We start from the raw sequence: 15,041 nt of genomic DNA on the forward strand, positions 1-15,041 counted from the left end.
TGTTGGATCGTCAGCGAGCCGCCGGCTGAAACAGTTCCACGACATTGCCTGAAGGGTCAATCAGCAATATCTGCGATCCGCCGGGTCCGGTGACGACGTCGTTGCGGAACCTCACGCCCGCGGCACGCAGCCGTTCGACCTCAGCGGCCAGATCGTCGACGACAAGGTGAATCCGGTTCCAGCCACCCGGTGCAGGGCATTCGCCGTCCGGCATCGGCCGACCCGCCGAGCTCAACGGGCCGCTCAACAATAGCCGCAGCCCTCCCCGCCTGACGTCCGCGAAAGCGGGAGCGTGGTTGGAGAGAAGAGAAAAGCCAAGATGTTTCGTGTACCACGCGACCGCGGCCGCGACGTCGTCGACCATGTAACGCACGTTGACGGTTGTTTCCGACATTCCTGCCTCCCGATTCAAGTGCACCAGAACAGCCCGCCAGGCGGACTTTCGCATGATTGCGACCCGGACGCCCCCTGTCCGGGGGCGCGTTGCCCCGGACCACATGTTCCCTTCAGACGCAGCGGCGTTCCATAGCGCCCGGCAGCTTGCTTCCAGCATGACACGACCGCCGTGTGCCGAACAGATAACCCGCCGTGAAAACATGCGGCAGGAGGCGATCAATCAGCGATGCGTCTTACCATTAGGACGTCGTCGATTTCCCGGCCCTCGTGAAGGAAGCCGCCCGGAATGCGCCCGACTTCGGCGAAGCCCTGGCGCTCGTAAAACCGGGCGCCGACCACGTTCTCGGCGCTGACCGCAAGCTCCAACTGCTTGATGCCCGCCTTTCGCGCATGATCCGCAACCGTTTCCAAAAGGCGCTTCGCAAGGCCCGTGCCGCGCTGTTCCTGGTGCACATAGACCATGACGAGCGTCGCCCGATGCGCCATTTTGCTCGCGCGCTGACGCATCAAGCCCATAATCCCCACAGGGACATCGCCCCGGAAGGCAACGAAGACCGAGGCATCGACCATTCTGCCGCGCCACTCCTCGGCTGACAATCCTTCCCAGTCTTCGGCGCTACTGGCAAATGAAGCTGACTCCGTCCGCAGCGCTTCCAGCCGAACGGTGCGGAAGGCCTCGACATCGTCCGTGCCGAGCAGCCTGATCGCAACTCCCATCGTCACGCCGCCGCCGGGTCGAAGAGGGCCATGTCGATGTCGGTCATTTCGACCCGGCGCTCGAAGGCGATGCCCTTTTCGTCGAAGAGGTGGCAATCGGCCGCGCGGATGCCGGTCTTGACCAGTTCCTCCGCGCGGATCGCAAGCGTCCCCGGCAACATGGCGCAATAATTCTCGCCCTCCCCGTCAAGCGCCGCATAGGCCACGGTATGAGCGCCGAGGCGCTCGATCACCGAGGGGTTGATCGGCAGCGTCAGGTCCGCCGCACCCATGCGGATATGTTCCGGCCTCACGCCGAGCGAGAGCGTTTGCCCGGCCATCCCCGCGCGGGGCTCGACGGGAACGACAAGCCTCTGCCCCTTGTAATCCACTTCCACGCCGGCATCGCCGACTCCCGTGCAGGTGACCGGCAGGAAATTCATCTTCGGATGCCCGATGAAGCCGGCAACGAATATGTTGGCGGGCTTGTGATAGAGCTCCAGCGGCGCTCCCGTCTGGGCGATCTCACCGGCATTCAGCACGACGATCCGGTCCGCCATCGTCATCGCCTCGACCTGGTCGTGCGTGACGTAGATCATCGTCGCCTTCAATTGCCGGTGCAGCTTCGCAAGCTCGATGCGCATGTCGGCGCGAAGCGCCGCGTCGAGGTTCGACAGAGGCTCGTCGAAGAGGAAGATCTTCGGTTCGCGCACGATCGCCCGGCCGATCGCCACGCGCTGGCGCTGGCCGCCCGAAAGCATACCGGGCTTCTGCTCCAGCCGCTGATCGAGATGCAATATGCGGGCGGCATGCTCGACCTTCGCCTTCAGTTTCTCCTCGGCCATCTTCTCGACCCTGAGCGGGAAGGCGATGTTCTCGAACACGCTCATATGCGGGTAGAGCGCATAGGACTGGAAGACCATGGCTATGCCCCGCCTGGCCGGTGGCAGATCGTTGACCCGCTTGCCGTCGATGACGATGTCGCCGGCGGTCGTCTCGTCAAGCCCCGCGATCATTCTGAGCAATGTGGACTTGCCGCAGCCGGAAGGCCCGACGAAGACCACGAATTCGCCATTCCCGACTTCGAGCTCGATGCTCTTCAACACCTCGTAGGTGCCGTAGAATTTCTGAACCTTGTTGAGAGTGAGCTGTCCCAATAAACTGTCTCCGGCCACCGGCGCAGCGGCGTTTTTTCCAACATGGAAGGCGGGACCGCCGGGCTGAAGCGCGGCGGTCCCGCCGGCTCATTTGTACTGCTCGAGGTCGGCCGCCGCCTTCTTCAGGGCATCCCCCGGCTCGGCTTTGCCGGTCACCACCGACTGGACCATCTCGATCATCGTGTTCTGGAAACCTTTGTAGTCCTTGAAGAGCGGCTCCGGACCACCATAGGCGATGCCGTCGATAAACGGCTTCCAGGACGGATCGGCCTTGACGAATTCGTCGACCTCAGGAGAGGGCCGAAGCGGCGTCAGCCCTGCGCCGCCCTGCAGTTCGTACTCGCCCTGCGGGCCGGGAGAGGTGATGAACTTGGCGAACTCGATCGCTTTCTCCTCGACGCCCGTATCCTTGAACACCACAAGGCTGTCGGTGATCAGCAGCGTGCCTTCGCCCTTGGCCGAAGGGCCGAGCGGCAGCGGCGCCACGCCCCAGTTGACCTTCGTTTCCTTCAGCCGGGCGGCGGCTCCGGAGCCCGCCTGGATCATGCCGACTTTGCCGTCAAGGAAGATGGCGCGGACTTCGTTCTGCTCGTAAGCCGTGGCCCCCTCTACGGAATAGGGAATGATGTCCTTGTAGGCCTGCAGGGCGGCGAGCACTTCCGGACTGTCGATGACGATATTGTCGCCGTCGATGACCTTGCCGTTATTGGTGTAAACCCAATGCATGAACTGGTGCATCGTGTTGTCGAAGGTCTTGGCCGGGAGTCCGTAACCCGCAATCCCGGTCTTTTCCTTGATCTGCTTGGCGAAGGCGATCTCTTCGGCCCAGGTTTTGGGCGGGACTTCCGGATCAAGGCCGGCCTGTTTGAAAAGATCCTTGTTCCAGTAGAGTGCCTTGGTCGTAAAGGCGATGGGCACGCCCCACTGCGTTCCCTCGAACGTCACCGTGTCGACAATGTTCGGATAGTAGCTCTTTTTCTCGTCCCCGGTCATCGGGATCGGAACGATCAGTTCGTTTTCAGCGAGTTCCTTGAGCGCGCGCGATCCGACATAGGCCATGCCGACCGGCGTGCCGGCCACGGCAAGCGTCGTCGCCTTGTCCTGGCACTGGGCCCAGCCGACGACTTCGGGCGTCACCTTCCAGCCGGGATTCTTCCCCTCCCATTCCTTGATGTATTTCTCATGGATAGGATCGATCGTGTCGCCGCAATAGATCCAGCTGATCTCCTGGTCAGCGGCCTGTGCAGCGATGCTGCCGAAGGCTGTCGACCCGAGCAAGGCAAGCGTCAAACAGGTAGCTTTGTAAGCGATTGTCACTGATTAGACTCCCCTATTTTGGTGGTTGTTTATTGTTTCACCGCGCCCGCGGTCAGGCCGCTGACGAGATAGCGCTGAAGGAAGAAGATCACGATCACGGCGGGCGCGATGCCGACGAAGCTTGCCGCCATCAGTTCGTTCCAGACCACTTCCTGCCGGCCGAAATAGGCGAAGAGGCCCACGGGCAGCGGCATGTATTCGGTCTTGGAGTTGAACGTCAGCGCGAAGATGAACTGCTGGGCATAGGAGCCGATGAAGGTGGTGATCGCCACGACCGTAATGCCCGGCATGGCGATCGGAAGGATCACCCGGCGCAGCGTGTAGAAGTGGCTCGCACCGTCGACGAAGGCTGCCTCGTCCAATTCGCGCGGGATCCGCATCATGTAGGTACGCAGAAGCCAGATAGCGGAGGGGATCAGGAAGGCGACACCGGGAACGATCATGGCGAAATAGGTGTTCAGCACGCCGAAGCTGCGCATCAGCCGAAAGAGCGGGATGAGCAGCACCGCGCCCGAGAACATGTTGACCGCCAGGAAAGCGGCGAGCAGCGCCCCGCTGCCGCGGAACCTGAACCGAGCAAAGGCATAGGCCGCCGGCACCACGAGCGCCAGCACGACGGCTGTCACGATGACGGAAATGAAGAAGGAGTTGAAGATGTAGCGGGCGAAGCCCGGCACGCTCACCCACATCGTGCGATAGGCCTCGAAGGAGCCGTTCTCCGGCCAGAAGCGGTAGGGAGAGGAAAAGAGGCGGCTCAGCGGCTTCAGCGAAACTAGGAAGCCCTCGACGAAGGGCGCAAGAATGAAGGCCAGGAAGACGAAGATGCCCGCATAGATGCCCACAAGCTCGTACCAGCGATAGCGGTTGATCATCGCGGGTTGGCTCATCGACTTTCTCCCGTGGCAAGGCGGTGGGTGACGCGGAAATAGGCGAGGCAGAAGATCGACAGGAAGATGCAGATCAGCACGGCTCGCGCGGCGCCCTCTCCGTATTTCTTCGAGCCGATCGCGGTCCGGTAGGTGTCGATGATCATCGTCGTCGTATCGCCGTTCGGCCCGCCCTGGGTCAGAATCCAGATGATGTCGAACGAGTTGAAGGTCGCGATCAGCGACAGCATCGACATGGTGATCATCGGCGGCACGAGGAGCGGCAGGGTAATGCGGCGGAAACGGTAGAAGCGTCCTGCTCCGTCGGTCCAGGCGGCCTCGTAGAGATCCTGCGGAATGGCCTGCATCGAGGCGAGCATGTAAAGCGTCACAAGGGGCACCCCGATCCAGACATCGGTGACGATCGTCGCCCAGAAAGCGGTGGACCCATGCGCCAGGAAAGCGACCGGGCCGTCCACAAGTCCCCAATTCTGGAGCATGCCGGAGATCATCCCGAACTGGCCGTTATACATCCAGCCCCACATGAAGATGCCGATCGCCATGGGCACGATCCACGGCGGCATGGTGAGCACGCGAAACAGGGCCCGCCCCGGCACTGCTGCGTTCAGCATCACCGCGCCGAATGTGCCGATGATCATCTTGATTGCCACGGAGAAGGCGGTCCAGACGAAGGTGCGGAGGATCACTTCCGCGAAGGTGGCATTGAAGATCTTGTCGTAATTGGCCGTTCCGACCCAGTTCGTCGTCTTCTTCAGCGAGGCATCCGTGAAGGACAGGATGAAGGTATCGACCAGCGGATAGGCGACGATCACCGTCACGTAGAACACGGCCGGAAGGAGCAGTATCCAGGCAAAGACGATCGTGCTGCGCCGAACGCTCATCCGCTCCCCCTCTCAAGCAGCACGGGCGTGCAGCGCTTCGTCGAAGCGGTCCCAGAGCGGCCGCAGATCGACGACCGTCCTCTTCATCCGCGCCTCATCCATGGACAGCGCCAGAATGCCCGCTTCCAGCGCATCGAGCGGCGACACCGGCAACGGGCCGCCATCCCGGACATGCGCGATGATCTCGGCCGCCATCTGCTCGTCGGCGCCGTAGTGTTGCGAGAGCGCCGTCTCCTTGGCGTAGCGCCTCTCCACGACCTTTTTGCCCGAGAGCACTTCGTGCACGTCGAGATAACCGCGAATGAAGTCGCCCTCCGCCATGCCGCGCGATCCGACGACGCAAAAGCGGCGGAACTGGTCCGGCACGTTGAGGTTGGTGTGGAAGGTCATCGCGACGCCGTTGGCGTACTCGACGATGGCGACCTGATAGTCGATGATGTCGCCGTCGCTGTCGAAGACCTTGTCGGAACCGAGCCAGCCGCTCGGCTTGCGGTGGAAAAGCTGCAGGTCGTTGACGCCGTCGCGCCTCGGGTCGTTGGTCGGGATAAAGCTCTTGCGGCCGCCGAAACTGGCGACGCGTTCCGGGCGCGCCCCGACCACCCCATTGTAGAGGTCGAGGTCGTGGCAGCACTTCTCGAGCATGAAGCTTCCGGCATAGCGCCCGTAGCGACGCCAGTCGCGCATGAAGAAAGCGCCATGATAAGGCTCTATGTGCTCGGCGGCCTCGATCGAAACAACGTGACCGAGCGTTCCCGCGGCTTGCGCGGCGCGCAGGTCGCGGTAGAGCGGCGCATAACGCAGCACGAGGCCGACCATCAGGCGGTCGGGTCCGTGTTTCGAAAGCAGCGCCGCAAGCTCCAGGCTCTGCTCGATCGTGCTGACGATCGGCTTCTCGCAGAAGACCTTGAGCCCGGCCTCGATGCCGATGCGGATATGATCGAGATGCATGTGGTTCGGCGAGCCGATCATCAGGAGATCGAGCTTTTCGCCGGCGATCAGCTCTTCAGGCGTCGCATAGGCCCTGCCGGCGGAAATGCATTTTTCGGTAAGCGTGCCAAGGCCCGCCGGCTCGGGATCCACGTATCCCGCAATCTCGAAGGCTTCGTCGATCGCCTTGAAGACGTAGCCCAGATACCCCAGACGGAATCCGAGTCCGATTATACCGACTTTCATGCTGACGCTGTTCCCTTGTCTCGACGTAATTATTTTTCGTAGACTGGGACAGATTTTTCGCCTCGTCAATAAAAAATCGGAAAATGCGGCACCGCGTGAAATTCATTTTCATCAAAGACGCGAGGCGCTTCAGATGTGCACTCGACCGGCGAATGCCCGTTCAAGCCCTTGGAGCGCATCGTGAATGAGGACGGCAAGCGCTCCAACGATCAGGCCGCCTTGGAGGACAAAGGCGAGATTGTTGGACTGAAGTCCGGCAATGATGACTTCGCCGAGCGTCTTTGCCGCGACCGTCGAGCCGATCGTCGCCGTCGCGAGGCTGATCACGACGGAAAGGCGGATGCCCGTCAGTATCACCGGCAAGGCCAGCGGAAGCTCGATCCTGAAGAGCCGCTGGCGACCGGTCATTCCCGCGCCGCGTGCGGCCTCCATCACGGTCGGCGGCAGCGTCGTCAGACCCGTCAGGGCATTTTCGAAAATCGGCAGAAGACCGTAGAGGAAAAGCGCGATCAGGGTCGGCTTCTCGCCGAAGCCGTAGACCGGGACCGCGAGGGCAAGAACTGCCACCGGCGGGAAGGTCTGACCGATGTTCACCAGGCTGCGCGAGAGCGGCAGAAACTCGGCGCCCGCCTTCCGCGTGACGATGATCGCCAGTGAGACGGCGACGACGGTTGCGGCCAAAGTCGCAACGAAGACGGTCCTCAAGTGCAGGATTGTCAGCCAGAACAGGCTGCCCTGGTTGTAGACGGCCGGCGCACTCTCCTGCACCAGCGGTTTCAGCAGCGGCTCGAACCAGGCGGGCTGCACCAGGAACGCCAGCAACACGGCAAGCACAACCAACCGGAACAGATTGGGCAAGGTGACCATCACTGCCGCCTCGCCGCACGCTTCACGAGCGCTTCGAGAGTGACCTTGCCCAGGATCGCGCCGTCCGCCGCAGCCACCGGCAGGGCCGAGCGGCCCGTCCACAGGAGCTCCGACAGCGCATCACGCTGGCTGAGGACTTCCGGAAGAGGTCGGCCTTCGGCCGAGCCGGGCTCGACCGCCTCGCCGACCGTTTCGATGCCGAGCAGCCGGAACGGCCGCTCGCTCGCGCCCACAAGCGTCTCGACGAAGGGCGTTGCGGGCCGGACGAGCATTTCGGCCGGCGTCGCGTACTGCACCACTTCGCCTTTGTCCATGACCGCAATCCTGTCGGCAAGGTGGAACGCCTCCTCCATGTCGTGCGTGACGAGGATGATCGTGGTGCCGAAATGTTTCTGGATGGCGGCCAGGTCGTCCTGTGCCTTGGCGCGGATGATCGGGTCGAGCGCGCCGAAAGGCTCGTCCATGAGGAGCACGTTCGGCTCCGCCGCAAGCGCCCTTGCAACGCCCACCCGCTGCTGCTGGCCGCCGGAAAGCTCGTGAGGATAGCGCGGCCCGAATTCCTCCGGATCGAGCTGGAACAGTTTCAAGAGCTCTTCGACTTTGGCGTCGATGCGGGTTTTCTCCCAGGCGAGCAACGTCGGCACGGTCGCGATATTCTGGGCGACCGTGCGATGCGGGAACAGGCCATGCCCCTGAATGGCGTAGCCGATGCGCCGGCGCAACTCGAAGCCCGGGATCGATCGGTTGTCCTCGCCGTCGATCTTGACCGTGCCGGCCGTCGGCTCGACGAGGCGATTGATCATTCTCAGAAGCGTCGTCTTGCCGGAGCCGGAGGTTCCGACGATGACGGTGACCGTATGCGGCGCGACCGTCAGCGATACGTCACTTACAACTGTCGTATCGCCGTAGCGCTTGGTTATTTCCTCGATTTCGATCATGCGGCATTGCCCCGATTGCGGTTTGGCGCGGTCATCTCGATCAGGGCGTCGAGTACGATCGCGGCGGTGAAGGCCAGCACGACGGTCGGAATGGCGCCGAGCAGCACCAGGTCCATCGCTGTCTGGCCCACCCCCTGAAAGACGAAGACGCCGAAGCCTCCGCCGCCGATAAGGGCCGCGATCGTGGCGAGCCCGATATTCTGCACGAGCACGATGCGGATGCCGGTCAGGATCACCGGAAAGGCCAGCGGAAACTCGACCGCGACGAGGCGCTGCCGGTCCGTCATGCCGATGCCCCGCGCCGCGTCGTTGGCCGCACGCGGCACGCCGGCAAGTCCGACGACCGTATTGGCGACGACAGGCAGCAGCGAATAGAGAAAGAGCGCAACGAAGGCAGGGGCGGCTCCGATGCCGCGAACGCCGATCACCGCAGCGCCGGGAACATTCGCCGCGATCCAGCCGAGCGGTGCGATCAGAATGCCGAAAAGCGCAATCGAGGGGATCGTCTGGATGGCGTTCAGTACATTGAGCACGCCGGCCCGCAGCCGTCCGACGCGGTGACAGAGGATCCCGAGCGGCAATCCGACAACGGCCGCCGCGGCAAGCGAGCCGAGCGCCAGCGTCACGTGGCGGGCCGCCTCGGCCCAGAACAGGTCGGCGCGGTTCGCATATTCCTTCATGATCGAAAGGTCGTCCCAGCGGCCGGCGACAAGCATCCCGCCGACAACGACGAGAACGCCCGCAAATACGAGGAGCCGCAGGCCAGGCCCCGGATTGAGACGGGTCAGGGCGTCCGTGAGCAACAGCGAGAAGGCGAAGACCAGAATCCAGAAGCCGGAGGCGGGCGACACGCGTGCATAGCTATTGTCGGGCGGTGTCAGGTGATCGGCCGCGACCCCGATCAGCAGGGCCAGGGCTGCCAGCGCGGCCAGCGCCGCGGCCATCCGCAAGAGCCGCGGCGTCCTCAAAAACGCGACGCCGGCGCCGGCGACCATGAGGACGAGGAACCCGTTGCCGAGCAGCGGCGGCAGAGCTTCCAGGATTGCCCGCGCTTCGCCCTGAACGATCCGGTTGGCGCGAAACGTCGCAAAAGGAGCGAGGAGCGCCCCATAGAGGGCGAGGATCGCAATGATCAGACCGAGCTTGTCGAAACGGAAGGCCAAGCGTTCCTTTTCCTGGATGATGCCAATCGCCATTCAGCCGTCCGTTCGACGCGAGATGAGGGAGAGCGCGGTCGAAGTCCCATCGGACCAGCGCTCTTCCCCGACGTCAAGCTATTTCAGGAAGCCGTTTGCCTTCAGGAACTCCTCGGCGACGGCCTTGGCCGACTCGCCGCCGACCTGCACGCGGCCGTTGAGTTCCTGCAGGGTCGTGAGGTCGAGCTTTTCGAAGACCGGCTTCAGGAGTTCTTCGATCGCCGGATTTTCCTTGAGAACCGCCTCGCGAATGATCGGCGCCGGCTGGTAAACCGGCTGAACGCCCTGATCATCCTCGAGCACGACCAGACCGGAAGGCGCAATCCCGCCGTCGGTGCCGTAGACCATCGCCGCATTCGCGCCGTTCGTCTGATTCGCCGCGGCTGCGATCGTGGCGGCGGTGTCGCCGCCCGAGAGCGTGATGAGCTGCTCCGGCTTCAGCTTGAAGGAATAGGTCGTCTGAAAAGCAGGCAAAGCGGCGGCGGAGTTGACGAATTCGGACGAGGCCGCGAGCACGACCTCACCGCCATCGGAAACGTATTTGCCGAAATCCGAGAGGGTCTTGAGGTTGTTCTTCTCGGCAACGTCCTTGCGCAGAGCGATCGCCCAGGTGTTGTTTGCCGGCGACGGCGTCAGCCAGACGATCTTGTTGGCGTCATAATCGAGCTTCTTCGCCGCTTCGTAGGCTTTCGCCGCATCTTTCCAGGCCGGGTCGTCGGCCTTCTCGAAGAAGAAGGCGGCATTGCCGGTATATTCCGGATAGATGTCGATCTCGCCGGCGATGATCGCCTTGCGCACCACGGGGGTGGCGCCGAGTTGCACGCGGTCCGTCGTCTTGATGTCGTTGGCGTTGAGGACCGAGAGGATGATGTTGCCGAGAACGCCGCCCTCCGTATCGATCTTCGAGGAAACGACGACGTCGGCTTCGGCCGCCGCGGTGGTGAGTGCAAGCGCAAAGGCGGCACCGATCAGTGTCCTGGTGAAGTTCAGTCGCATGATTGTCTCCCTCGGTTTTGACCTCAACTGTGATCACGCTTTCCGCGCTGCGTCCGGCCAAGACGTTCCATATATGTCAGTTTTCCGAAAAAAATCGAGCTTGAGCTCTCTGCCCTCGCGATCCCGTTCGGTGACGCCCTCGGTCGGGCGGCGCGCGTTGCCGTAAATCCGCATTGCAATCGGACGTAATGTGGACCACTCTTTCGCCCGGCGCCAGCATCTCCTCGGAGGTTGTCATGCACAAGCGTTTCGATGCGATCATCATCGGTGCCGGCCAGGCGGGACCATCCCTCGCCGGACGGCTGACGGATGCCGGCATGACCGTTGCGCTTGTCGAGCGCAAGCTCTTCGGCGGCACCTGTGTCAATACCGGCTGCATGCCCACCAAGGCGATGGTCGCGAGCGCCTACGCGATCCACACCGCCCGCCGCGGCGCCGAATACGGCATGACGACGGGTGCCGTCTCGGTTGATTTCGGCCGCGTTATGGCGCGAAAGGAAAAGGTCCGGCTCGATGCCCGCTCAGGCGTCGAGAAGTGGCTCAAGGGGATGAAGAACTGTGCGGTCTTCGAGGGCCATGCCCGTTTCGAAGGTCCGCGGGAGATCCGCATCGGCGACGACCTGATTTCAGGAGAGCGGATCTTTATCAATGTGGGCGGTCGCGCAGCGGTGCCCGACTTTCCCGGCGTGGACGACGTCCCCTATCTTACCAACAGTTCACTCATGGACCTTGCGGAGTTGCCGGACCACCTCATCGTCGTCGGCGGCAGCTATGTCGGGCTCGAATTCGCCCAGATGTTCCGCCGCTTCGGTTCCGATGTCACCGTCATCGAAAAGAGCGCGCGGCTGATTGGGCGGGAGGACCCCGAAGTCTCCGACGCGATCCGTGAGATCCTCGAAAAGGAGGGCATCCGGATTCGCACGGATGCGGAATGCATCCGCTTCTCGAAACATGCCGGTGGCGTCGCCGTCGGCATCGATTGCACATCCGGCGCGCCCGAGGTCGTGGGCTCGCATGTGCTGCTTGCGACCGGCCGCCAGCCGAATACGGATGATCTCGGCCTGGACAAGGCAGGCGTGAAAACCGACGCACGCGGCTATATCGAGGTCGACGACAGTCTGCGCACCAATGTTCCACACATCTTCGCGATGGGCGACTGCAACGGCCGCGGTGCGTTCACCCATACCTCCTATAACGACTTCGAGATCGTCGCCGCCAATCTCATCGACGACGATCCGAGGCGGGTGAGCGACCGCATCCTGACCTATGCGCTCTATATAGACCCACCGCTCGGCCGCGCCGGCATGACCGAGAGCGAGGCCCGCAAGAAAGGCCACAAGCTCCTGATCGGGACGCGCCCGATGACACGGGTCGGCCGTGCGGTCGAGAAGGGCGAGACGCAGGGTTTTATGAAAGTGATCGTCGATGCGGACACAAAGGATATTCTCGGCGCGTCTATCCTCGGAACGGGCGGCGACGAGGCCATCCAGAGCATCCTTGACGTGATGTATGCGAAGAAACCCTACACCACGATCGCCCGCGCGGTGCACATCCACCCGACCGTATCGGAGCTCATCCCGACGGTGTTCGGCGATCTCTCACAGGCGTAGGTCATTTCCGAAAAGAGCGCCCCCCAGAGGACTGCCGCGATCGGCAGGAAGAAATCGCTGATCGGGCCGTCACCCCCGGCGGCAATCCAGGGCACATCAATCAAAGAGCCCGACGATCTTAACCCGTCCCAATCCGACGCGCTAAGATCGCTTGCGACCCGTCCGATTCCTGCGCAGGAGATTGTCCTGAAGAAACCAGCCAACCTCGCGGTCAACCGCCTGAAATTCAAGCAACTGTCGCTGGTCATGACGCTCGTTGCCACCCGCAATCTGCATCGGGCGGCGGAGCAACTGAATCTCTCGCAGCCGGGCGCAACGAAGCTGCTTCGCGAAACCGAACTCACCCTCGGTTCGCCCTTGTTCGTGCGGACGAGCAGAGGCATGGAGCCGACGATCTACGGCGAGGCAGTTGGCCGCTATGCCCGCGTCTTTCTCAACGATCTCGCACGTCTCGGCGAAGAGCTCCGGTCGCTGCGGGAGGGCGTCATCGGAACCGTCCGGATCGGGGCGATCACCGAGGCAATACCGGGCCTCGTGGACGAGGCTATCCGGCAGGCAAAGACGATCCATCCCGATGTCTCGGTGTCCCTGATCGTGTCGACCAGCAACAAGCTGCTGGCCGCTCTGGAGGAAGGCGAGATCGAGATCGCCGTCGGCCGGATGACGGTGGCGCGTCACCAGGACGTGATGCTGTTCGAGCCGTTGCGCGAGGAATACCTCTCGATCATCGCAAGGCCGGATCATCCCCTGCGGCACCGGAGCGATCTTGATCTGAAGGATTTGCAGGATTTCGACTGGATCCTTCTGCCGCCGAGCACTCCCATCCGCAGGAGCATCGACATCGCGTTCTCTCAGAAAAATCTTGCCCTTCCACGTCATACAATCGAGACGGCCTCAATGCTGACGACAACGTCGCTCGTCGGGCGAAGCGACATGCTGGCCGTGATGCCCGAGACCGTAGCTCAGTATTACGAAGACGCGGGCCTCGTCTCCATCCTGCCGGTGCAGTTGCCCTCCTTCATTGGGGTCTTCGGCATCATCAGGCTGCGCGATCGCCCCATGACCGCGGCGGCAAATGCGTTCATCGATCTCATCCGCCACATCGGAGCGAGCGGTGGAGGGAGTGATACCGTCGCCTGATGCATGCCGCCCGCACGGAGGCACGGTGATTTCGTTTGGTTATCGCCGCTTTCGGACTTTTCATTAGTTTATGATCAATGCACATGGCAGTCTCTGCGAACGATGGTGGGGGACCATCGAGAGTCAACTGCAATTCGTCGTCCGGGTTCAGCTGCCGCGGGTACGGAATGCAGCCTTTGGAGGAACATATGCTCAAATTACGTCTATCGATCGGTCTTGCTGCGGCCGCTCTTGCCCTGGCGAGCGCGACAAGCGCCCTTGCCGAATACCCCGAGCGCCCCGTTTCGATCATCGTCCCCTGGGGCGCCGGCGGCGGCGCCGACACGATCACCCGGATATACGCCATTGGTCTGGAGAAAGAACTCGGAGTGCCGATCAACGTGGTCAACCGTACCGGCGGCAATGGCGTCGTCGGACATTCGGCGATCATGTCGGCCAAGCCGGACGGCTACACGCTCGGTCTCTGCACCTCGGAGATCACCTATTTCAAGACGATCGGTCTTGGCGACATAACGCCGGCAAATTTCGACCTTCTGTCACGCCTGGCGCTCATTCCCGCCGGTGTCACGGTTGCGGCAAATGCTCCGTTCGGCGACATGAAGTCCTTCGCCGAAGCCGTGAAGTCCTCGAAGAAGGGCAGCTACATCGCATCTGGCTCGGGCCTCGGCGGCCCGTGGCACATGGCGGTCGCCGGCTATCTGAAGGCTGCCGGCATGCCCGCCGACCAGATCAAATTCGTCGCGAGCCAGGGCGGTGCGCCAGCCCTGCAGGATCTCGTCGCGGGGGGCATCACCGTATTCACCGGTTCGCCTGTCGAAGCCAAAGCGCTCGCGGAAGCAGGCGAAGTAAAGGTGCTGGCCATTATGGCCGACGAGCCATCGGAGGCCTTCCCCGGCGTACCGACGATCAAGGATGCAACCGGAACCGACTGGTCACTGGCGAACTGGTTCTCGCTTTGCGCACCCGCCGGGCTGCCGGAGGACGTCAAGGCGACTCTGGTCGAGAAGGGCAAGGCCGCGCATGAGGCAGAACCCGTGCAATCAGCCCTCAAAGAGCGCGGCATCACGTCCCTTTGGGACGGTCCGGAGGCGTTCGGCATCTTTGCCGGCGAATTCTCCGAAACCGCCGCCGATATCCTGAAGGATGTCGGCCTCGCCAAGTGATCGGATCGTCGGGGAAAACTCTGCGTCCTGCCGCTTGTGCTGAACCATGGCCGGCGGGACGGAACCGATCGGAAACCCCGAGTGCGGCGGCGATTATCGGCCCCTGGTGGACGCGCTGCGCCGCCGCCCCTTCCTTCCTCTCTTCAACATGCTTTCAGAGTTGCGTCCATGGCGACATTGTCGAAAAGATGGCTTGGTCTGGCGGCCACGCTGCTCGGAGCCTGGTTCTTCTGGAGTGCCCAGCAGTTGCAACCGCTGCCGGGCGAGCGCTTCGGACCCGGCCTGTTCCCGTCCATCATCGGCAGCGCGATGGTGTTTTGCGGCCTTCTGCTAACGGTGACCGGAACCGGAGACACCGTGAAGCGCCGGCACGGCATCCGCGCTGCGAGCTGCCTCAGGCTCGTCATCATGTTCGCAGCAATAGCGCTCTATGTTTACGGAGCGCCTATCCTCGGCTTCCCGCTGACGGCTTTCCTCATCGTCGGCGCTTTTTCACTGTCGCTGGGCGTGCGCTGGTCCCTTGGATTGCCGTTCGCCGCCGCTGCCGCAGTTGTCTTCAGCCTGGTCTTTGAAACCCTCCTGCGCGTACCGCTCCCGCCGGGCGTCCTCGGACTGCACCTTTAA

General features: G+C 62.7%; 15 protein-coding genes. 4 read left to right on the plus strand and 11 right to left on the minus strand.

Going from position 1 to position 15,041, the window contains the following annotated elements; genetic code table 11:
- Positions 1-10: 10 nt before the first annotated feature.
- The 11 genes from SINAR_RS0103425 to osmF form a co-directional block, all read right to left on the minus strand.
- A complete protein-coding gene (locus SINAR_RS0103425) occupies positions 11-394 on the minus strand; it encodes a VOC family protein (protein ID WP_027997754.1) in 384 nt (127 codons plus the stop codon).
- Positions 395-612: 218 nt separating this feature from the next.
- Positions 613-1,113 (minus strand): GNAT family N-acetyltransferase, encoded by a 501-nt coding sequence (locus SINAR_RS0103430; protein ID WP_027997755.1) that lies wholly within the window; start codon positions 1,111-1,113, stop codon positions 613-615.
- Between the two features lie 2 nt (positions 1,114-1,115).
- Positions 1,116-2,249, minus strand: a complete 1,134-nt coding sequence (locus tag SINAR_RS0103435; protein ID WP_027997756.1) for an ABC transporter ATP-binding protein — start codon at positions 2,247-2,249, stop codon at positions 1,116-1,118.
- 87 nt (positions 2,250-2,336) lie between these two features.
- Positions 2,337-3,566: an ABC transporter substrate-binding protein gene (locus tag SINAR_RS0103440; protein ID WP_027997757.1), complete on the minus strand. Its 1,230-nt coding sequence runs from the start codon at positions 3,564-3,566 to the stop codon at positions 2,337-2,339.
- A gap of 29 nt (positions 3,567-3,595) precedes the next feature.
- Positions 3,596-4,453 carry a carbohydrate ABC transporter permease gene (locus tag SINAR_RS0103445; protein ID WP_027997758.1) on the minus strand — a complete coding sequence of 286 codons (858 nt, stop codon included), beginning with the start codon at positions 4,451-4,453 and terminating at the stop codon, positions 3,596-3,598.
- On the minus strand, positions 4,450-5,334 hold the full coding sequence (locus SINAR_RS0103450; protein WP_027997759.1) for a carbohydrate ABC transporter permease: 885 nt from the start codon (positions 5,332-5,334) through the stop codon (positions 4,450-4,452). Before SINAR_RS0103450 ends, SINAR_RS0103445 begins: the two co-directional genes overlap by 4 nt.
- 12 nt (positions 5,335-5,346) lie before the next feature.
- A complete protein-coding gene (locus SINAR_RS0103455; RefSeq protein ID WP_027997760.1) occupies positions 5,347-6,507 on the minus strand; it encodes a Gfo/Idh/MocA family protein in 1,161 nt (386 codons plus the stop codon).
- A 129-nt stretch (positions 6,508-6,636) separates the two neighbouring features.
- Entirely contained in the window at positions 6,637-7,374 is a 738-nt protein-coding gene (locus SINAR_RS0103460) for an ABC transporter permease (protein ID WP_027997761.1), read from the minus strand.
- Positions 7,374-8,312 (minus strand): ABC transporter ATP-binding protein, encoded by a 939-nt coding sequence (locus SINAR_RS0103465; protein WP_027997762.1) that lies wholly within the window; start codon positions 8,310-8,312, stop codon positions 7,374-7,376. The genes SINAR_RS0103460 and SINAR_RS0103465 overlap by 1 nt, the downstream gene beginning before the upstream one ends.
- Entirely contained in the window at positions 8,309-9,508 is a 1,200-nt protein-coding gene (locus SINAR_RS0103470; protein ID WP_027997763.1) for an ABC transporter permease, read from the minus strand. Before SINAR_RS0103470 ends, SINAR_RS0103465 begins: the two co-directional genes overlap by 4 nt.
- A 78-nt stretch (positions 9,509-9,586) precedes the next feature.
- Positions 9,587-10,504: a glycine betaine ABC transporter substrate-binding protein OsmF gene (gene osmF / locus SINAR_RS0103475; protein WP_033056973.1), complete on the minus strand. Its 918-nt coding sequence runs from the start codon at positions 10,502-10,504 to the stop codon at positions 9,587-9,589.
- Between the two features lie 236 nt (positions 10,505-10,740).
- Between osmF and SINAR_RS0103485 the strand changes: the two genes are divergently transcribed.
- The 4 genes from SINAR_RS0103485 to SINAR_RS1000000134655 all read left to right on the plus strand — a co-directional run bounded on the left by SINAR_RS0103485 (position 10,741) and on the right by SINAR_RS1000000134655 (position 15,041).
- On the plus strand, positions 10,741-12,114 hold the full coding sequence (locus tag SINAR_RS0103485; RefSeq protein WP_027997765.1) for an FAD-containing oxidoreductase: 1,374 nt from the start codon (positions 10,741-10,743) through the stop codon (positions 12,112-12,114).
- Between the two features lie 240 nt (positions 12,115-12,354).
- Positions 12,355-13,254, plus strand: coding sequence for a LysR family transcriptional regulator (locus SINAR_RS01000000133015; protein ID WP_419761321.1), 900 nt, complete (start codon positions 12,355-12,357; stop codon positions 13,252-13,254).
- Between the two features lie 188 nt (positions 13,255-13,442).
- Positions 13,443-14,417, plus strand: a complete 975-nt coding sequence (locus SINAR_RS0103495; RefSeq protein ID WP_027997766.1) for a Bug family tripartite tricarboxylate transporter substrate binding protein — start codon at positions 13,443-13,445, stop codon at positions 14,415-14,417.
- Between the two features lie 168 nt (positions 14,418-14,585).
- Complete coding sequence (locus tag SINAR_RS1000000134655) at positions 14,586-15,041, plus strand: tripartite tricarboxylate transporter TctB family protein (RefSeq protein WP_050577418.1); 456 nt, start codon at positions 14,586-14,588, stop codon at positions 15,039-15,041.

This window comes from Sinorhizobium arboris LMG 14919 (assembly GCF_000427465.1).
In the GTDB taxonomy this organism is placed as follows: Bacteria; Pseudomonadota; Alphaproteobacteria; order Rhizobiales; family Rhizobiaceae; genus Sinorhizobium; species Sinorhizobium arboris.